Origin of the sequence: Mesorhizobium sp. M0615 (genome assembly GCF_040320805.1) — a bacterium.
In the GTDB taxonomy this organism is placed as follows: Bacteria; Pseudomonadota; Alphaproteobacteria; order Rhizobiales; family Rhizobiaceae; genus Mesorhizobium.
The window spans coordinates 1-18,106 of the sequence record NZ_JAMYQI010000032.1; the positions used below are offsets into that span (position 1 = coordinate 1).

17 protein-coding genes and 2 pseudogenes are annotated in these 18,106 nt (G+C 58.5%); 5 read left to right on the forward strand and 14 right to left on the reverse strand.

What is annotated here, in order from left to right:
* The 4 genes from NKI46_RS30305 to groL form a co-directional block, all read left to right on the forward strand.
* Positions 1-521 (forward strand): aminotransferase class III-fold pyridoxal phosphate-dependent enzyme (locus NKI46_RS30305; RefSeq protein WP_352749542.1); only part of this gene is annotated, 521 nt, incomplete at its 5' end.
* Positions 518-1,501 (forward strand): 3-oxopimeloyl-[acyl-carrier-protein] synthase BioZ, encoded by a 984-nt coding sequence (gene bioZ, locus NKI46_RS30310; protein WP_352659010.1) that lies wholly within the window; start codon positions 518-520, stop codon positions 1,499-1,501. The genes NKI46_RS30305 and bioZ, both read left to right, overlap by 4 nt.
* A gap of 429 nt (positions 1,502-1,930) precedes the next feature.
* Entirely contained in the window at positions 1,931-2,227 is a 297-nt protein-coding gene (gene groES / locus NKI46_RS30315; RefSeq protein ID WP_019863563.1) for a co-chaperone GroES, read from the forward strand.
* Between the two features lie 63 nt (positions 2,228-2,290).
* Positions 2,291-3,955 (forward strand): chaperonin GroEL, encoded by a 1,665-nt coding sequence (groL, locus tag NKI46_RS30320; protein ID WP_286460910.1) that lies wholly within the window; start codon positions 2,291-2,293, stop codon positions 3,953-3,955.
* Between the two features lie 591 nt (positions 3,956-4,546).
* Here groL and NKI46_RS31010 read toward each other — a convergent pair.
* The 14 genes and pseudogenes from NKI46_RS31010 to NKI46_RS30395 all read right to left on the reverse strand — a co-directional run bounded on the left by NKI46_RS31010 (position 4,547) and on the right by NKI46_RS30395 (position 16,575).
* Positions 4,547-4,711: a hypothetical protein gene (locus tag NKI46_RS31010; protein ID WP_502896854.1), complete on the reverse strand. Its 165-nt coding sequence runs from the start codon at positions 4,709-4,711 to the stop codon at positions 4,547-4,549.
* Between the two features lie 171 nt (positions 4,712-4,882).
* Positions 4,883-5,559: pseudogene (locus NKI46_RS30335) on the reverse strand (IS6 family transposase).
* A gap of 177 nt (positions 5,560-5,736) precedes the next feature.
* A complete protein-coding gene (locus NKI46_RS30340) occupies positions 5,737-6,423 on the reverse strand; it encodes a response regulator (RefSeq protein ID WP_023679590.1) in 687 nt (228 codons plus the stop codon).
* A 718-nt stretch (positions 6,424-7,141) separates the two neighbouring features.
* Positions 7,142-8,182, reverse strand: a complete 1,041-nt coding sequence (gene virB11 / locus NKI46_RS30345; RefSeq protein ID WP_352515378.1) for a P-type DNA transfer ATPase VirB11 — start codon at positions 8,180-8,182, stop codon at positions 7,142-7,144.
* Positions 8,166-9,305, reverse strand: a complete 1,140-nt coding sequence (gene virB10, locus NKI46_RS30350; protein WP_352652369.1) for a type IV secretion system protein VirB10 — start codon at positions 9,303-9,305, stop codon at positions 8,166-8,168. Before virB10 ends, virB11 begins: the two co-directional genes overlap by 17 nt.
* Positions 9,298-10,182: a TrbG/VirB9 family P-type conjugative transfer protein gene (locus NKI46_RS30355; RefSeq protein WP_352515380.1), complete on the reverse strand. Its 885-nt coding sequence runs from the start codon at positions 10,180-10,182 to the stop codon at positions 9,298-9,300. The genes virB10 and NKI46_RS30355 overlap by 8 nt, the downstream gene beginning before the upstream one ends.
* The gene (locus NKI46_RS30360) at positions 10,179-10,892 is read right to left on the reverse strand and encodes a type IV secretion system protein VirB8 (protein ID WP_023785251.1); all 714 of its coding nucleotides are present in this window, start codon (positions 10,890-10,892) and stop codon (positions 10,179-10,181) included. Before NKI46_RS30360 ends, NKI46_RS30355 begins: the two co-directional genes overlap by 4 nt.
* Positions 10,889-11,047, reverse strand: a complete 159-nt coding sequence (locus tag NKI46_RS30365; protein WP_081726271.1) for a type IV secretion system lipoprotein VirB7 — start codon at positions 11,045-11,047, stop codon at positions 10,889-10,891. The genes NKI46_RS30360 and NKI46_RS30365 overlap by 4 nt, the downstream gene beginning before the upstream one ends.
* 27 nt (positions 11,048-11,074) lie before the next feature.
* Positions 11,075-11,962, reverse strand: a complete 888-nt coding sequence (locus tag NKI46_RS30370; RefSeq protein ID WP_352652368.1) for a type IV secretion system protein — start codon at positions 11,960-11,962, stop codon at positions 11,075-11,077.
* Positions 11,963-12,017: 55 nt separating this feature from the next.
* On the reverse strand, positions 12,018-12,701 hold the full coding sequence (locus NKI46_RS30375; protein ID WP_352652367.1) for a TrbJ/VirB5 family protein: 684 nt from the start codon (positions 12,699-12,701) through the stop codon (positions 12,018-12,020).
* Between the two features lie 13 nt (positions 12,702-12,714).
* Complete coding sequence (gene virB4 / locus NKI46_RS30380; protein WP_352652366.1) at positions 12,715-15,084, reverse strand: type IV secretion/conjugal transfer ATPase VirB4; 2,370 nt, start codon at positions 15,082-15,084, stop codon at positions 12,715-12,717.
* Positions 15,084-15,410: a type IV secretion system protein VirB3 gene (locus NKI46_RS30385; RefSeq protein ID WP_023679584.1), complete on the reverse strand. Its 327-nt coding sequence runs from the start codon at positions 15,408-15,410 to the stop codon at positions 15,084-15,086. The genes virB4 and NKI46_RS30385 overlap by 1 nt, the downstream gene beginning before the upstream one ends.
* On the reverse strand, positions 15,410-15,715 hold the full coding sequence (gene virB2, locus NKI46_RS30390) for a pilin major subunit VirB2 (protein WP_023673707.1): 306 nt from the start codon (positions 15,713-15,715) through the stop codon (positions 15,410-15,412). The genes NKI46_RS30385 and virB2 overlap by 1 nt, the downstream gene beginning before the upstream one ends.
* A 74-nt stretch (positions 15,716-15,789) precedes the next feature.
* The gene (locus NKI46_RS30395; protein ID WP_352749545.1) at positions 15,790-16,575 is read right to left on the reverse strand and encodes a type IV secretion system lytic transglycosylase VirB1; all 786 of its coding nucleotides are present in this window, start codon (positions 16,573-16,575) and stop codon (positions 15,790-15,792) included.
* Positions 16,576-17,868: 1,293 nt separating this feature from the next.
* Between NKI46_RS30395 and virG the strand changes: the two are divergent.
* Positions 17,869-18,106, forward strand: a pseudogene (gene virG, locus NKI46_RS30400) (two-component system response regulator VirG); the annotation flags it as partial.

Consider the following 18,106-nt stretch of genomic DNA (forward strand, 5'->3'; position numbering starts at 1 on the left):
CATCGATTTCTCCAGATATCCTGTGCACCTCCAAAGGCTTGACCGGCGGCACCATCCCGCTGGCCGTAACGCTTGTCACCGATGCCATCTTCCGGGCGCACTATTCCGAGGACCGGAAGAAGACGTTTTTCCATTCGAGCTCCTACACCGCCAATCCGATTGCCTGTGCGGCAGCACTCGCCAATGTCGAGATCTGGCGCGACGAACCAGTGGCCGAGCGGATCACGGCCTTGAGCGTGATGCAGGCCGTCGGGCTGCAACGCTTTCGGGACAATCCATATTTTGCCGGCTGTCGAGCCACGGGAACGATCGCGGCGCTCGACCTGCGAACCGGTTCCGCAGGTTATCTCGCCGAGATTGGTCCGAAGCTGCGCGCTTTCTTCCTCGAGCGCGGCCTGCTTGTGCGCCCGCTCGGCAATGTCCTCTACCTTCTGCCACCCTATTGCATCGCAGACGACGAGCTCGAACGAGTCTATGACGCCATCGAGGAGGCCGGGGAACGCTTCGGGTCCAGGCCATGAGCAAGTCGTCGCGCATTCTCGGACTTGGCCATCACGTGCCTGGGCGCAAGGTGGCCAATGCCGAGATCGAGAGCAATCTCGGCCTCGAGCCGGGCTGGATCGAAAGGCGTACCGGAATCCGTTCGCGCTTCTGGGCAACGGACGAAGACACGCTGTCGGGTCTTGCCACCCGGGCTGGCGACATGGCGCTGGTGAACGCCGGTATTGCGCGCCACGACATCGGTCTGCTGTTGCTTGCCACCTCGACACCCGACCATCTTCTGCCGCCCAGCGCGCCGCTGGTCGCACACAAGCTTGGCCTTGGCCGCGCAGGCGCGGTCGATCTGACCGGCGCCTGCGCTGGCTTCATCTATGCGCTCATGTTTGCGGACGGGTTCACCCGCCTGCATGGCAAACCAGCGCTGGTCATCGCCGCCAACATTCTCAGCCGCCGCATCAATCCAGCCGAGCGCGCGAGCTCAGTCTTGTTCGCCGATGCCGCCGGCGCCCTGGTGATCGGTCAGTGCGATGATGCTGATCGGGGCATTCTCGGTGCCTCGGTGGCTTCGGACGGCTCGCGCTACGGGCTGATCCAGATTCCCGCAGGAGGAAGCAACACGCCGTTCCATGGCGACCTCGACCTCGGGCAGACCCGGATGACGATGACCGACGGGCCCGAAATATTCGCAAAGGCCGTCGAGATGATGACCGATTGCTCGAGAACCGCGCTAGCCGCTGCGGGGGTGCGGCCACACAATGTCGGCCGGTTTGTGCCGCATCAGGCCAATACTCGGATTTTCGGCGCGGTCGCAAGAAACCTCGGCATTGCGGACCAAGCAATTGTCAAGACGATTGCCGAATACGGCAACTCTTCGGCCGCGACGGTCCCGCTGTCGCTCTCGCTCGCCAACCAGATGAAGCCATTCCAGCCAGGAGAGAAAATCCTTCTGGCGGCGGCGGGTGCGGGTCTCAGCGGCGGCGCTCTCGTGGTTGGAATCTAGCCGGCCGGCTCACGCGCGCAGGATTGGTCATGAATGGCAATAGGAGCAACAGAACCAATGCCAAATGGCCTTCTGAAGCTCGACATGACCAAGCTGACGCAGCACGACCCGTGCGAGCCTCTGGATGAGTTCAAATGCAACACCCGTTGCACAAATCGTACCATCTGAATAAAGCTCAATTACAAAGGGTGAGCCGCCCCATATATGTCGGATACCCGACATTGTTCACATAAAAGGCTCGATGCTTACACGCTCTTTGCTGGCTGCTCTTTGCTGTCTTCTCTTTTCTCTTTGCTCTTTGCTCTTCCGTCTTGACTAGCAGGAGCCTGCGGCTTATCTCATTGCCGCGTTAGCACTCGCTTCGGCTGAGTGCTAGGCATGCTCCGGCAACGGAGCACCGTTCAACATCCGCACCAAGGAAATCCAAAAATGGCAAAGTCGAATTTCCGGCCGCTGCATGACCGCGTGGTCGTACGCCGGGTCGAATCCGAATCCAAGACCGCCGGCGGGATCATCATCCCGGATACGGCGAAGGAAAAGCCGCAGGAAGGCGAGATCATCGCCGTCGGCTCCGGCGCTCGCGACGAAGCCGGCAAGCTGGTCCCGCTGGACGTCAAGGCCGGCGACCGCATCCTGTTCGGCAAGTGGTCGGGCACCGAAGTCAAGCTCAATGGCGAAGACCTTCTGATCATGAAGGAATCCGACATTATGGGCATCATCGGCTGATTATCGGCCTCACCGTCAACTGAATTTCAGGCTTGATCGCAAGCCCCTGCCAGGAGCTAAAAAATGGCTGCCAAAGACGTAAAATTCTCCCGCGACGCCCGCGAGCGCATGCTTCACGGCATCAACATCCTCGCCGACGCGGTGAAGGTGACCCTCGGTCCCAAGGGCCGCAACGTCGTCATCGACAAGTCGTTCGGCGCTCCGCGCATCACCAAGGACGGCGTCACCGTCGCCAAGGAAATCGAACTTTCCGACAAGTTCGAAAACATGGGCGCGCAGATGATCCGCGAAGTTGCTTCGAAGACCAACGACATCGCCGGTGATGGCACCACGACCGCGACCGTCCTGGCGCAGTCGATCGTCCAGGAAGGTAACAAGGCGGTTGCCGCCGGCATGAACCCGATGGACCTGAAGCGCGGCATCGACCTGGCCGTGACCGAAGTCGTCGCGGCTCTCGGCAACGCTGCCAAGAAGATCAAGACTTCCGAGGAAGTTGCCCAGGTCGGCACGATCGCCGGCAATGGCGACGAGTCGGTCGGCAAGATGATCGCCGAAGCGATGCAGAAGGTCGGCAATGAAGGCGTCATCACGGTTGAGGAAGCCAAGACCGCCGAGACCGAGCTGGAAGTCGTCGAAGGCATGCAGTTCGACCGCGGCTATCTCTCGCCCTACTTCGTCACCAACGCCGACAAGATGGTTGCCGAGCTCGAGGACGTCTACATCCTCCTGCACGAGAAGAAGCTGTCCAACCTCCAGGCCATGCTGCCGGTTCTCGAAGCCGTCGTGCAGACCTCCAAGCCGCTGCTCATCATCTCGGAAGACGTCGAAGGCGAGGCTCTGGCCACGCTGGTCGTCAACAAGCTGCGCGGTGGCCTGAAGATCGCCGCCGTCAAGGCGCCGGGCTTCGGTGATCGCCGCAAGGCCATGCTGGAAGACATCGCCATCCTCACCGGTGGCCAGGTCATTTCGGAAGACCTCGGCATCAAGCTCGAGAATGTCGGCCTCAACATGCTCGGCCGCGCCAAGAAGGTGTCGATCTCCAAGGAGAACACCACCATTGTCGACGGCGCCGGCAAGAAGGACGAGATCCAGGGCCGCGTTGCCCAGATCAAGCAGCAGATCGAAGAGACCACGTCGGACTACGACAAGGAGAAGCTGCAGGAACGTCTGGCGAAGCTCGCGGGCGGCGTCGCGGTGATCCGCGTCGGCGGCGCGACGGAAGTCGAAGTCAAGGAAAAGAAGGACCGCGTCGACGACGCCCTCAACGCGACCCGCGCGGCCGTGGAAGAAGGCATCGTTGCAGGCGGCGGCGTCGCACTGCTGCGCGCTTCGGCCAACATCAAGGTCACCGGCGTCAATGCCGACCAGGCTGCCGGCATCAACATCGTTCGTCGTGCACTGCAGGCTCCGGCCCGTCAGATCGCTTCGAACGCAGGTGCGGAAGCTTCGATCGTTGCCGGCAAGATCCTTGACAACAAGGGTGCGACCTACGGCTACAACGCCCAGACCGGCGAGTATGGCGACATGATCGCCATGGGTATCGTCGACCCGGTCAAGGTCGTTCGCACCGCTCTCCAGGACGCGGCCTCGGTCGCCGGCCTGCTCGTCACCACCGAAGCCATGATCGCGGAGGCTCCCAAGAAGGAGTCGGCTGGCGGCGGCATGCCTGGCGGCATGGGCGGCGGCGGTATGGGCGGCATGGGCGGGATGGGCGGTATGGATTTTTAATCCAGCCCCTATCAACTTACAGCGGACAGGGCGGCAGCAATGCCGCCCTTTCCTTGTGTGCCGAATATGATCGAAACCTTGGAGTGCGTCCCGAGGATCTCGTTCGAGCCTCACCGCATGGTCGAGAATTAGGATCTTGTCCGATCGAGCAATTCGCGGGCTCAACCTGGTCAAACCGGCGCCCCCTACGAACTGCCCGATCCTTGAGGATTCCGCTGCGCGACAATCACGATGATTCATTCAGTTGGTAGCTATAGGCGGTGAATCATGAGGGGTATTGAGGAGCGTGGCAAGGCGCCCATCTCGGCATTTAACTCCATCGAGCGTGATATCAGGGACAATTCTCTCATCGGAACCTGGCGGCTGGCGTTGAAGGACCCGGTGATTCATCGTGATCTATAGTGGAGCAGACGCGCTCTGAGCCTCAAGAGCGTTTCCTCCTCTGAGTATCCTTGATCTGCCGCTGGACATTCTCGTTGATATTGCTGAGCGGCTCAGCCCGATGGATCTGCTGAGGATTTCGCACACAAATCAAGAGCTGCGTGTCGCCGCGATGATAGTCGCAACGCCTCAAGAAAGGCGGATTCAGGTTCAGGCCATCTGTGGCAGCCCTTGCAACCGGGCTCCAGCAGCGTCGCGGACAAACGGGAACTGCGCGATCTTGCTCGACATGAGCGTGTCGAGCTGGTCGCGGATCGCCGTCAACTTCAGCCGATCCAGGATTGCGATCAGCAGGTCATGATCTAGGGTCGTCATCACCAGCTCCCTCCGGCCGCCGCTTCGTACTCGGCGAGTGGCCGCACCAAGGTGGCCGGGGGTGATCTTGATCCGCTCGGCGCGCACCGGCCCCTCGAAGCCGGCAACGCCGACAAAAGGCTCTGTCGCAAACCTGAAATGGGGTTGTGAACGGCCATTTTGGCCTGTCCGTCAGCCAGCGAGGATATCGCAACAGCGATCGACAGACTTGTAGGCATACCTCGCCTGTCGCTTGCCCATCATGTGGATCATCTTGATGCCGGAGAGGATAACCACGTCGTTCGCATGCGACTTGAACCCGAGCATGGATCGAATGCGGCTTGATACGCCGGTGATCCTGTTCGATCCGATTGTTTAGATGCCGGCTATTGTGGAGCGGATCGGCTTCAGCGGTCGCCGCGATCGCTGCCGCAGCCGGCTTTCAGCGTCGCAGGAAAGGATTGCTTCGTAATTGGTCTGGCTGCCGTCGATGACGATGCGCTCCGGCCGGCCATGGCGCGTCAGCGCCTTGCGGAGGAAGCGTTGGGCCGCCACCTGGTTACGGTTTTCGCTAAAGAAGAACTCGACCGTATCGCCGAGGATGTCGATAGCGCGGTAGAGATACCGCCGCGGACCTTGATGTACGTCTCGTCCAATGCCACTTGCTGCCGACCACACGCTTGCGCCGGTTGAAGCGCTCCAGCAGCTGCGGCGAGAAGTGGGCGACCCAGCGATGCACAGTGGAGTGGTCGACCTCCAACGCGTTAGGCCATCATCTCTTCCAGATCGCGCAGGCTCAGAGTGTAGGCCAGGTACCAGCGCACGCACAGCAGGATCACCGACTGGTCGAAATGGCGGCCCTTGAACATCACGTGCTCCTCCACAGCTGAGGCGTTTTTCTTGCCATGCTCGCTTACAAAAAGGTTTGCGACAGAGCCGTTCGAACCGCATGCCGACACCATCGTCAAGGGCGGCCGCGGTGTCCATTATGGCCACAAGCTCAACCTGACGACGGGCAGGCAGTCTGTTCTTTCAATTTAGACCAACTATGCGGATGCCGCCTCAGTCAATTCAAGAATGTAACCAATGCCGCGCATGGTCGTGATACGTGGCGTTGCACCTGACCTACTCAGGTGTCCACGTAAGCGATAGATTCCGACTTCAAGCGCGTTGGCAGATACCTCGTCGTTGAACGAATAGAGGTGATCTTCCAACTGCGCACGAGGCACGATGCGGCCTGCACGGATAAGCAGATGCTCTAAAATACATAGTTCGCGGCGTGCGATCTTCAGAGGATGACCCGAGACGGAAACCTGTCGGCCGATCGGATCGAAATTGAGATTGCCAAATACAACGATGGGGTCGGTCACCTGTGTCGACCGGCGCAGAATGGCTCTCATTCTGGCGATGAGCTCATCGAAAGAGACGGGCTTGAGCAGAAAGTCGTCCGCGCCACCGTTGAAAATTGCAATCCGCTTCTCGAGATCGTTGATGCTACTCATAATGAGGGTTGGAACTGAATGCCCGTTGCTCCTTAGCTGTCTCAGCCAGCCCAAGCCATCGCCATCTGGCAGAGCCAACTCCAGCAGGAGAATTTCATAGGTTGCGCAACAAAATGCCCTCGACGCCTGTTCCAGGTTGCCAACTACATCAACGGCAAAACCGCTATCCCCGAGCGCAACTCGCACAGCGCGCGTAAGATCCACATGATGATCAATGAGCAGCGTTCGCATTTCACGTCCTATCAAGGTCGGACAGGTCACCGTCCGCTGTAAGACCGGGGCGACAGCGGAAGTCGCGCAACTCTTCGTAGTGTTCGTAACGCTCTTTCCGATGGGTGATCGCGGGAGCATGCAAGCCGCACGCCTGCAATAGTCGGGGATGGAACACGTGAAGACCTGTTGACGGGCTGAAACCGTCGGTCGGCCAGCCCACAATGCCACCGACTCTGCCTGCGATTTCTCTGCGCATCGATCCTCCTATGGGTTGCGTCGCAAACTCCAGCTGAGGTCGCAAGGGCAGGTTGCGGCTTTGTTCATTGAGAGGACCCCCTGGAGGCAATACCAGGAGGATTCCCTATATGGCACTTCCCGATTTACCACCGGTCATTCCGAACCACGTTCGGCGGCTTTGAAGACCTTCATTGAGCGCGGCTACGTAAATCAAGGGTACGACCTGCCGGGTGTCGATGCCGCTTTTGAAGCAGGCATCGGCACCAGCTCGGTGAGCGTCGCCCGCGCAATTCAGCGGACGCGCTCGATACACCCAGTCGAATCGTGCCGCGACTTGCCGCGCCGACAGGGCGCCCGAAGACTTCAGACTTGTGACCGAAGGTCTACGCTCAGTCCTCCTCCCATTATCCACCTCCCTCAAATCAAAGTGGACGTTCAATCTGAACAAATTACGCCATCGTATCACAAACGACTTACCGATCCCCGACGTGCTCTAGCCTTAGTGCTTGTTAAGAAGGTCGGCTACTGTCTCTCCGCGTCGCCGGACATCGGCGGCGAGCCACACCTCCCCCACCTCATACACGTCGCCTTGGGTACGGAACGGCACAATGACGTCAATGGCAGCCGACAGCAGGTCAAGAAGCGTGTGGTCTTCCACAGCAGCTCCTTGCGGGCTGCTCTTGACGAGTGAAAAGAGCTTTTTAAAGCCTTGGACCGGATCCGCCCCATGAATCGTTGATATTGATCCCGCATGGCCGGAGACGACTTCGCTAAGGTAGGCCCAAGCAGCATCATCGCGCATCTCGCCAAGCAATATTCGATCAGGGCGCATGCGCAAGCTGGCTTGCAACAGTTGCTCGGCTGTCACCGCACCTACGCCTGCTCGGTCCTTCGGATAGAGTAACCGGACATGGTTCTCGTGCGGGATTGCAAGTTCGAGCGTGTCCTCGATACTTATCAGTCTCTCTTGCGGGGGTATAGCGTTGATCAAAGTCTTGCTCATTGTCGTTTTGCCGCTTCCAGTAGGTCCGCAGAGCAGCATCGTGAGCCGCCCGCAAACGCACGCTCGCAAAAATTGCTCCAAGTCACCATTGTCGTAGTGCTGAAGAATCGTTTCGTCCTGCCGCTCTTGACGCTCCTTTCGTGACCGCCATTGATTCCAACGCGAGTATTCGTAGCGAGAGGAAACTTCCTTGAGTTCGGTCACACGACTTGAGGGACGCCGTATCGTCAGGCTTATTGTTCCTGAGGGAACAGCGGGCGGCAAACAGATCTGCAGCCGCTCTCCGTTCGGCAGCTCAGTCGCACAGAGGGGGCTTTGCGGTCCGACATCTTGCTTGCGCAGCGCTCCAGCGAGGATCGCGATGTCCTCCAGATCGTCATAAGATAGCGGTAGCGGATGTTTCGTGAAAACGCCGGCCTGTCGGACAAAGGCTTCCCCAGGCCGGTTGATAGCGACCTCTTCGGTCCTTGGCTCCTCAAGCCATTTCAAAACAGGGTTGAGAAGCAAACGCAATTGAGGGTCAGCCTCCGGTCGCATTGTTGTCTCTCCGGCGTTCGCGATGTTGGGGGGCTGGCGCCACGGCGGTCGCTCTAAGATCGTATACATCCGAGAAATCGAGGTCCCGAGCCACAAAGATGGATACAGCATCTCCCTGGTTTTTCTTTAGAGTTGGCGGAACGTTGATCGTTGCTCTAAGGGTTGTGTCAACGGCTTGTCCGGCGTTGCTCTGGAAGCTGTTGATGCCGCTTCCTCCACCTGAGCTGCCAGCGTATTGACCGGCGGCCTGAAACGCGCCTTGAATGACGCTCATGAGCATTGCTCCGCCAAAGCGCTGCCAGAAGTGATTATCCACCGTGCCAGGCATTCCGGAGCGGCCGAGCTCGTCAGCGCCCGGCGATGCTAGCGAAACGAGGGCATGGTCAGGCGTTTCGATGCGCGTCCACAGCACGAAGACACGCGCATCCCCCTGTTGGAGACCACGCTGGATCTCGCCAATCACGGTCGTCCCGCGATCCAAAAGCACCACGTTGTTGGTGGCGCCGCGGACGTCTTTAGGTAAGACGCACTTCACATAACCCGGTAAGTTTGTGTCGACTGCCGTTTGCAAAATGCAGGGAATTATCGTTCCTTGAGTAATCACGAGATCAGGGTGCGGCAAAAGTGTGGCCCGGCTCGCCTCCTGTATATCTGGCTTCAATCGCCCCGACAGATCGCCAGCGTCTGAAATCTCATCCGAGGTTGCAGGAGCATCCCTATGGTTGTCTTCGCTCCGCTGACCGTCGTTGGGCATTTGACTGCTGCCACTGTAGGCGAAAATTGGTGTTTCCTCCGGCGGCGGATCAGCTGGCGCCGGAGGCGGCGTAGATGGCGCAGGATCTCCTGCCTGCGCCGCCTGTACGGGTGCTGGAGCTTCGGGAGCAATCTCAATCGGCACGGGGCGGAATGGCTCGGCGTCGGCGACAATTGGAGGTTTTGGCTGAGTTGGCTCGTCTTGTGTGCTGGGACGACCGCCGAGCCAGATGAGCGATAGAGATGAGATGAGAACAAGTGCAGCGACGGCCAACTTCTGCAATCCCGAAACATGCCGGCGGGCCGGCTCCGAGACCATCGATCCGGAGGCATGGACATCATGTCCCGACTGTGGGCCGGTTTCATTCATCGGCCGAGCCTTTCAAAACGCGCCACACGTCGGGTGTCACTGTACCGGTCCCTGGCGCTCGTCCCACAGGGTCATAAGCCCTGTTGAAAATGGACAAGACCGTATTGCCATCTCTCAGACGCCATTCCCGGGCGACTGCGGATACTTCAACATAGTCCCCTTTGACCGTGTAATTGGCAGCGGCTTCCTTGCCGTCGGGATTGATAATGTAGAGGGAGGGTATGCGGGAATTGCTTGCGAAGCCAAATACGGTGGTAAAGCCATTATCGAAAACTTCCAGCGGCGACAGCGATCGATCGCCCTTTGCGACGTAGTGAAAATTGCTTTCGTCCGGACTGGTAGTTGCAGCGGGCCGATTCAACAAATCCTGAACTCTCTCGTCGTGCAGCACTTTCGCCCGGGCCTGACCAAGAATCGAGCGCCTTTCTGCGTCCTTTCTCTGAGCAGCAGCCTCATCAGCAGGATAGGTGAACTGCACGCTGTAGTATAGGTCAGGTTGCTGCTCATCGAGTTTTGGCATCGCTCTCGTTGAAATACTGAAGACGTATCTCCGTGTACCGGACTCACTCTCGGCCAGCACGATGACCGGCTGCGGCGGGAGCATCCGGCTAGCCTTAAAAAAGAGATAGTTGGCGCGCGGGAGCGCAGCCAGGTCTTTGCTATTGGAAACGGCCACGGCTGCGACTGTCTCGTTGGCCGCGAATGTGACAACCAGCGTTGCCCCCACTGCGGTAGACAGGCGCACCACTTCGTCGGGACGGTAAGCCAGGTAGCGCATGCGCGCATCATGCTTGCCGGCAAGTGGTGTGTCTTCCGCAGACGCTTCCATCGTTAAGAAGAGTGAACAGACCAGCGCGAGAAACGCTCTTTTTGTCATGGCTGCACATAGCCCAGGTTCGATACGCTATCTTCCGAGCCTTGATAGGAAGTGACGAGTAGACCTCCCGGATTGGTGAGCCTCGATTGCCCAGGCAGACCCGTCAAGCGCTCGTAGCGGATGGTAGCTGTCCAGGTGGTCACTATCGGCATCTGCCCATCGACAACAAGCGTACGTTTGTAACGGATCTGTTGAACGTCCGGACTGATGTCGTTTGAGGAAATATGCCCGACCTCGAGCTTGCCGCGCTTGCCGACCGTGACTTGCGGCGAGGTGGGATTCGGATAGTTGAAGAAATCTTGATATTGCTGTCGCACAGCCGGCGCGCTGAAACTGGATACGAGGTCATAGGCGTATTGGGCTGTATCTGCTGTGTACCCCTCGCGCAGGCGTACATATTCCCACAGCGAAGCATTTATGACGGCTCGGTCTTGGGTTGCCGGCAGTCGAGAGACTGACACTTCGCTGTCGACGGTCCCATCCGGCCGGACCCAGAGGAACACAGGTACGAGCTTGGCCAACGGGACCATGGCAGCGATGGTAAATGCCTGGGCAACATTTCCTAGGACCGCCGCTGCGGCAAAGGCTATCAGGGCCTTTGACAGGCGCCGCGCAGACTTCGCTCGTGAAGTTTGAAACGCTTCCACCTTCTTATAGTGGGCGGCTAGTGTTTCTCTCTCCACCAGAAGGGCATGTTCAGGAAATTTCACTTTGGCTCTTCCGCGCATTCGACCCGAAGATCCTCAGGGGTGGTTTCCCATTGTCCCACGTTCAGTTGGAATGGGGCACCCGCGCACGTCGCAAGCCCATGGCTTGTCTTGCAGGCGGCCAAAGCGAGGATTGACAGAAGTAGGCAATATTTCATGTTTTTGGCACCGAGCTTGTCGATTGATTAACCACCCGCCGTTTTGGCAAAGTGGCGATTGAGGCTGTTAAGAGGTCGGTTCGCACCTCCCCAAGAGCCGCCGGCGATGCTGCTGGCGATCGTCGGAAGCGCGACGATCAGAGCGTCACCAGCTAGGAAAAGCATGTCGAGCTCGTAAAGCCCGATGATCTTGGCTGCTGTCGTGCCCGAGAATTTGATCATCAAAAGCATGGCTGCCAGCGAGACTGCTTCGGCAGCGATTACTATCGTTGCCACGATGTTGAGGAGGAGAAGCAGCAGCCCGTACGAGAGCAGTTGGCCGATCCATCTGGTGGCTATGTCTCGAGTGTGATCAAAAAGGTAGCCTACAAGGACCAGGGGGCCGATCGTCAAGAGCACCTTCGTCAGAATTCCAACGGCATCGTAGATCTCGAACGCTGTCCACAGCGCGCCATAGAAAATCCATTGCGCTCCCTCGAAAGCAAGTATGTCCTGGCCGTTCATAGGCCCAATTTCGGAAGCAATCAGCTGAAAGACATACTGGCTTGAAGCAAACATGAGATCGAGCTTCTGGGGGATTCCGGTGAAGGGCAAGTCGCTGCCACTGATGTCGTGAGCCAACCTCGGAATCGTGTCGTCGAAGAGCGCTTCAATGTACAACTGATAGTTGGCCTGCCCTAAGATAAGGGCGACGACAATCGACACCATGATTACGCGCGAGATAGCCCCGCGCGCATCGACTTGACCACGCATGACCAGAAAGCCTTGGATTATTATCCAAAGCGTGACACACGCCACCAGAGGCGCACTGACCGCCGCTTGGATCTTTCCAAGCACTTTGTGCAGCCCCAACGTGAAGGCCCCATGAAAGATCGCGTGTATAGTCGTGAATGGCGCGGGAATTTTGAAATTCATGGCGTGAGCCTGATGTGTCCCTGATCAGCGCAGCTGAGCCTGATGAACTCAGCGTTCACGGGAGGGGGTCAAAAATGCGAGCGGTGTCCCGATGTTCGCGACGCTGCGTGGCGGCCTCCTCAGCGGCGTGAAGGCTCCCTTGTGCAGTGGCCATCGTCAGCAGACTCGTGGCCTGGACATTTTGGATCATCGCATCGTGAATCTGCTTGAGGACCAGACCGTTGGTCACGGTGGCCTGCATAATATTTCCCGAGCGGGAAAGCTGACCAAGCGTGCCGGCGTTATCCTTAAGGCGCTTGTCCATTATGCCCAAAGTGTCGGCTGCAATAGCTGCGGCATTGGCGGCCCCAGCGATTTGTCCCTGTAACAGTTTCGCTTCTGAATCGGTGCCGTTGACTATCCGATTCGGGTCCTGCGCAATGTTACGGGCCATAATCGAAGCTGGCGCCCGAGCATCAAACATCTGCCCCTCCAGCTTATTGCTCGACGGGTAGTGATTTCCTTGGTTCAGTGAGCTTAGCAGTCCCGTGACAGCGAATGACGACGTTAGCATTGTCACCATTTCGATCGTGGTAGCGAGCGTCTCGATTGACCTCTCAAGGATCGCCGCATTGGAAATCGCTGTTAAGGTCGTTTGTATTTCTGTTCCAGGGTCGGTGACGATAAATTGCGACCGGGCCTGTCCGTGAAGCAGAAGGGAAGCAGCAAGGGTCGTTACTGCAAGTTTGGCAAGTTTCATGAATATTCCTCCGTCAGTCTTGAACTTCATGGTACCGGGCCATGAACTTGTCGAGCCACCCACTTGGGGCGTCTCCGTGCTGGTTACGAAGCTGGTCGGCAAAGCGCACTGTGTTGGCCCGCCCCGAGAGTACGGCTACGTACTCGCGCATCTGCCCAAGATCGAATTCGCAAACAATACTCCCGCTATCGCGCTTGAGCAAAAACTTGCGGCTGCCGATTGCCATTCCCTGGCGGATTGCCTCGAACTCCTGCGCAGTGCACTTCAAGCCATCGACATACGCAGAGCGGTCCGCCGTCGGTGATGGGTAGAAAATTTTCGTCATACATTGCGCAACGAGACTAGCTCCGAGAGGCGATTCCAGAACGTGTTCAGGCTGCTGCGTTGCGAGTATCAACATGCCGTTGTTTTTGCGGACCGTGAGCAAGAACTTGTCGATAGTGGCCGAGAATTGGGGGTTGAGTAGATAGAATCGAAATTCGTCGCAGCTCATGACGAACCGACGACCATCGACGATAGCGCCCACTCGATGCAGAAGGTATGCGGCGGCCGGTGCACAGACCTCCTCATATTCCAGGAGCTGCGTCATGTCGAAGCCCGTAATGGAGGCATCCAGCCTTACTTCGTCCACGTCGCCGTCAAAGGCCCATCCAAGCGCCCCCCCTCTACACCACCGCTGCAGCCGTGCTCCTGCGCCCTCGGAGGGGCTGTGCAATAGGAACTCGCGCAGGCCCGCAAGTGAGCGCATAGGGGGTTCGAACGAAAGCTGACGAACAATGCCGCGTTCCAGCCGACGGCTTTCCTCCGGCGAGATCGGACCACGGCCGTCACTCTCGATCAGGGCCATCAACCACTCGCGCAGAAAGTCCCGAGAGGCGGAGGTGTTGTCCAGTCCACGCAGAGGGGCCAAGCCGCTCGGAGCGCCTCTGCGCAACGCAAGATATGTCCCTCCCGTGGCTCGCACCAGCAGTTCACCACCCCGATCCTTGTCGAAGAAGACGATCGCACCATTGCGATCGACCAAGCTTTGCTCAAGCATCGCGAGGACAAAGGTCATCAGCGTCGTCTTGCCTTTGCCAACGGGCCCGAATATTGCCGTCATGCCGACGTCATTCTCATGGGGGATGTAGTCGAAAGAAGTTCCACCGTTTGTGCGAAAGCGCGCAACAGCATTGCCCCAGTGGCCGGAACTGGAACCGCTTGGGAAGTTCTCAAATGAGACGAGCCCGGCAAAATTGTGTGAGGTGATCGCCCCCGGGCGCGTGCGCCACCTGTTGTTCCCCGGAAGTTGGGACCAATATGCGGCCTCCATGCCGATGCCCTCTTGGACGATAACGGCGCCCGCGTCGGCCAGCCGTGCGCGGGCACTTGCTGCGCGATCTGCAAGGCTATTGAGGCTGTCGGCATAGACGCACAGGCTCAGATGATGCGAACCCATCACGAATTCGTTGCTTGCCAGTGCGTCCTCTGCCTCGGCAAGTTCATTGATCTGGGTGAGAGCCTTGTCGCCGGCACTCATCATCTGGCTGGACTTAAGGCTTAGTTTGGCATGAGCTTGTGGGCGAGTGAGGAAGGAAAAGCTCTGGCTCAGGACAAGCGGGAAGTTGGCGGACAGCAAGGAATTTAGCATGCCCGGCCGCGTCGTCGCCGGATATTCACGGAACGAAAACAACGATCCGACGGAGCTATCCCCGGGCCTTCGAATCTCAAGCGCCCGCTTCCCGCAGATGACCTGGTCAGTGTAGATCGAGGCGCCAAGTGAGCCGGTAACCATCGGAACCGGAAGAAACCGGCAAGTCATCATGAGCCGAAGCGCCTCGCCGATTTCCGTGAAGAGCACGTTGCCTTTCTCACGAATGCCCAACCGGCGCAGACCGTAACCGCCGAGTGCGCCAGCAATGATGTGCCAGAGGTCTTCCAGGCTCCGTATTTGGGTGGCTAGATCGTGCTCATTCCGTCTGCGGGACTTGGCAATCCGCAAGCCGATCTTGCCGATTGCGGTGCGGGGGGACACGATCAAAGTGAGGAAGTGATCGTTGCGAAAGAGCTTTCCCGACAGCACACGACGCTCGTAGGCCTCGCTCAGACTGCCAGCGAATGCACTTTGAAACTGGCGCGGCGCCGGCGCCGGCACATCGTTGTGTCTCACAAGATGAGCGTATATCGAGACATTGTCATCGGCGATGTTGCGCAAGAGAGTGTTGAACGCGCGGCAGCGCGAGTTGCGCATCTCAGCGTCTTCCAAATCAAAGGGCACACCGTTCACATGTGCCATGGCCATGATCGATCCGTCTTCCAGAAGGACAACCTTATCGCTTACGTGACCAACATACGGAAGGTAGATCTCGCCAGACCTCTCGGTCCGGCCGCTGGCGCCGAACATTACACCATTCCTCTTCCGCGTTTCGGCACTCTGATCGGATTGGCGCTGACGCTTGCGCCTCCCCAGACCGGCCCGTCCACGCTTCTGCCGGCCGTCTGCAAATAGAGCAGCACGACGCTTGCCGCGTTATAGTCACGCTCAACAACCAGCCGTGCTCCGAACCAGAGTGGCGCGAGAACGATTTCGTAGAGCGGGTTCTGAAGGATAATGATAACAAGCCCAGCCAACATCATGAGCAATCCGGCCAGCGTCAGCGGCACCCCCAGAAACAGTGCGGGGCGCGTCGCCGCCACATAGAGGGTGCTCACTTCCAACCGGTCGCTCATCAGCCACCGCCTATGAGCGCCTTGCCCAGGAAGCTGGCCCCGAACATGATGACGATCCCTCCAACGACACCCGCAACCAGGCCAAGTGAAGCACGACCGAACATCCAAGAGATACCGATGGCTACGAGCCCGAGCACGGCCAGTGATTGTCCAAAGGGGCCAAGGATGAACGTGCAGATATTCTGGACCATCTTGGCAGGATCCGTCCCTCCGGTCACCTGAGCCGCGGCTGGCCCGCTGTAGAAGACCGTCCACGCCGCGCCTGCAGCAGCGGCCGGTACATATTCAGCCGCCATGCGCAGCATGGAAAAAGGCGAAGGAACACGCGTTTTAAGCGCACGAAGTATCTTGAGTGGCGTCATCATTGCATCTCCATGTTTCAATCGAATACGAGTTTGTTCGGGTTCGCGGGTTCCCGTGCTTTCGCAGCCTGGCTGCCTGTCGGACCGGAGGGATCGGCCCCGGAGCGGTCTGGCTGATACGAGCCCCAAATGTCCCAAGAATCTTTGTTGGGCTGCTTCTTTCTATTGGCCTGTTGGCTCTGCTGGAGCAGAGGCGGCACGGCTTTCCGACCGGGTGCCTCAAGGTGCGGCACATCTCGAGCAGTCGGCTCCAGCGTTCGCTCAAGGAGACTTGAGATGTCCTTTGCGGCCGACTCGACCTTGCGTACATAACCGTTGGCGAAGCCACGCGTGACGTCGCCCGTGTTATAGGCCGAGATGGCACGGCGAAGCGCCAGTTGCTGTGCCACAGCAGTGGTGCCGCCGGCATACCGGCTTTCAAGCAAGTGGGCGGCAGCCGAAAGCGAGGCGCAGGGCTCGAAAGCCCTTTCCGGCGTAAGATTGAGCATGGCAAAGTTCTTGCTGTTTATCTGCATCAATCCAACATCGACAGAATGTTGTGCTTCGAGGCGTTCCTTGATGCCCCGCGTGGCTGCCAGGTGGTCTATCCAGCGAAGCTGCTCACCTGTGGTGTTGTCATGAGCCACCAGCGTGTCAAAGCCACTTTCAATCTTGGCAATCGCGGCGAGGGTGGACGGCGCAACCCAGGGAGCGCATTTGCGCGACAGGCTGTGGAACTCACGCGGAGAAAGTGGCGCGGGCTCGGCTGGGAGTGACATGGATGTCAACAGGACGATGGCCAGCGGCCAAGCTGCAATAAACATTCCCTATCACCTACCTTTCCAAGCCGCCGGACGGGTTCTGGCCCTGTCCGGCACGCGCTTATCGGGGAGGTTTGTTAACGTGTGATGTTCAAGTTCAGCTTTTCGGTTTCAACTGAAGCAAAGACCGTGTTCGTATCAGTTGGGTGAGCATCTTGCGCATGCGTGGGTGGCGCGGGCCCGATCAGCCAGCGACATCCGGAGCATCTTGGTACAATGACTCCTGTACAGGATTGCTCGTCCCGGCCGTCCGTTGCTCCTAGACTGTGGGCCGCGACTTCGGCGTCATGGATGGTACTTCTGTCAGCGCCAAGCCAAGGACAAAATGGGGAGCTTGGCGGGTTTGTTCAGGCTCGGGATCACCGTGGGGAATCGACGAAGGCGATAAAGCAGCCCAACTTTGCCGGTATGCTGCCGGTGCTTAAAGAGCAGCCATGCGCGGCCCTGCACACTCAGATCATTGCTTGAGACGCGAGCTCGTCCGCGAAGCTGGCTCGAAGGCGCAAATCCGCGGGGGGGCGAGGGTCAACTGGGAAGACGTGGCGGCGCAGCCCATCCTGGTGCGAGCCTCGTTCAGCTGTTCGGCCGCCGCCGCCAAAGGGTGGATCATGCACAGTCCCATCGGCAGATAACGGCACGTCATTGACGGAGTCCGACGGCTCAATGGACAAGCATAGTGACACGCTCAGGATGGAGGAGTTGCAGTAACTGAGAAATGTTAGCCCGGACGTTCACCGCAACCGGCGACCTGCCGGTCGCCGAACAGCATTTGAGGCCGCCGGCCACCTTGGACGAAACCGGCTTGGCAGGAGACACACTATTTTGCACAAGGCCGCTGCAGCGAATCACGGTCTTCTTCCGCCGACCGCCTCTCCGATCAAGCCAAACGCCGCGCTGCTCAACCATGTCCGAGCTGGATCCACGAGCCGGAGGATATCGAGATGATCCAGGTCCGCAAACTCCAGGATGACCAGGATGCAAGGGCATAGCAGGAAACTTGGCATCCATGAGGTCGAACTTGAGTCGATATTGGCAGGCCTGCACCAACGGGGGAGCTCGAATCGAAAAAGCGAAGGACCACACGGCAGGGTCATGTCGGCGCTTGGACCTGTCTGGTGGCCACGGGCTGCCTTGGTGCGGTCAATTCGCTGGGGATGAAAAGAACAGGACGAGCACGGCCTCACATTGGCCGCACGCAACGGCGAGTGGTATCAAGGAGCAGCTGTTCTGGGTCGGTGCCCCAGGGTTGCTCGGCAACAGGTTTAGACAAGGGGATTCAAGATTGAAGGTGTGCCGTTGAAACATGTTCTTGTCATTGACGATGATGCCGCAATGCGGCGCCTCATCGCCGAGTATCTCACGATGCATGCCCTGAAGGTAACCGCAGTCCACGATAGCAAGCAGTTTGACTATGTTCTTTCACGTGAGCCAGTCGATCTCGTGGTTGTCGACCTTAACCTAGGCCGGGAGGATGGACTTGCGATCGTCCGCAATCTGGCGACAAAATCGGATGTTCCTATCATAGTGATCAGCG

Coding starts and splice junctions, on each gene's coding strand:
- bioZ (WP_352659010.1), top strand. CDS start 518: ATGAGCAAGTCGTCGCGCATTCTCGGACTTGGCCATCACGTGCCTGGG.
- groES (WP_019863563.1), top strand. CDS start 1,931: ATGGCAAAGTCGAATTTCCGGCCGCTGCATGACCGCGTGGTCGTACGC.
- groL (WP_286460910.1), top strand. CDS start 2,291: ATGGCTGCCAAAGACGTAAAATTCTCCCGCGACGCCCGCGAGCGCATG.
- NKI46_RS31010 (WP_502896854.1), bottom strand. CDS start 4,711: ATGACGACCCTAGATCATGACCTGCTGATCGCAATCCTGGATCGGCTG.
- NKI46_RS30340 (WP_023679590.1), bottom strand. CDS start 6,423: ATGCGAACGCTGCTCATTGATCATCATGTGGATCTTACGCGCGCTGTG.
- virB11 (WP_352515378.1), bottom strand. CDS start 8,182: ATGCGACCGGAGGCTGACCCTCAATTGCGTTTGCTTCTCAACCCTGTT.
- virB10 (WP_352652369.1), bottom strand. CDS start 9,305: ATGAATGAAACCGGCCCACAGTCGGGACATGATGTCCATGCCTCCGGA.
- NKI46_RS30355 (WP_352515380.1), bottom strand. CDS start 10,182: ATGACAAAAAGAGCGTTTCTCGCGCTGGTCTGTTCACTCTTCTTAACG.
- NKI46_RS30365 (WP_081726271.1), bottom strand. CDS start 11,047: ATGAAATATTGCCTACTTCTGTCAATCCTCGCTTTGGCCGCCTGCAAG.
- NKI46_RS30370 (WP_352652368.1), bottom strand. CDS start 11,962: ATGAATTTCAAAATTCCCGCGCCATTCACGACTATACACGCGATCTTT.
- NKI46_RS30375 (WP_352652367.1), bottom strand. CDS start 12,701: ATGAAACTTGCCAAACTTGCAGTAACGACCCTTGCTGCTTCCCTTCTG.
- virB4 (WP_352652366.1), bottom strand. CDS start 15,084: ATGTTCGGCGCCAGCGGCCGGACCGAGAGGTCTGGCGAGATCTACCTT.
- NKI46_RS30385 (WP_023679584.1), bottom strand. CDS start 15,410: ATGAGCGACCGGTTGGAAGTGAGCACCCTCTATGTGGCGGCGACGCGC.
- virB2 (WP_023673707.1), bottom strand. CDS start 15,715: ATGCTGCGCATGGCGGCTGAATATGTACCGGCCGCTGCTGCAGGCGCG.
- NKI46_RS30395 (WP_352749545.1), bottom strand. CDS start 16,575: ATGTTTATTGCAGCTTGGCCGCTGGCCATCGTCCTGTTGACATCCATG.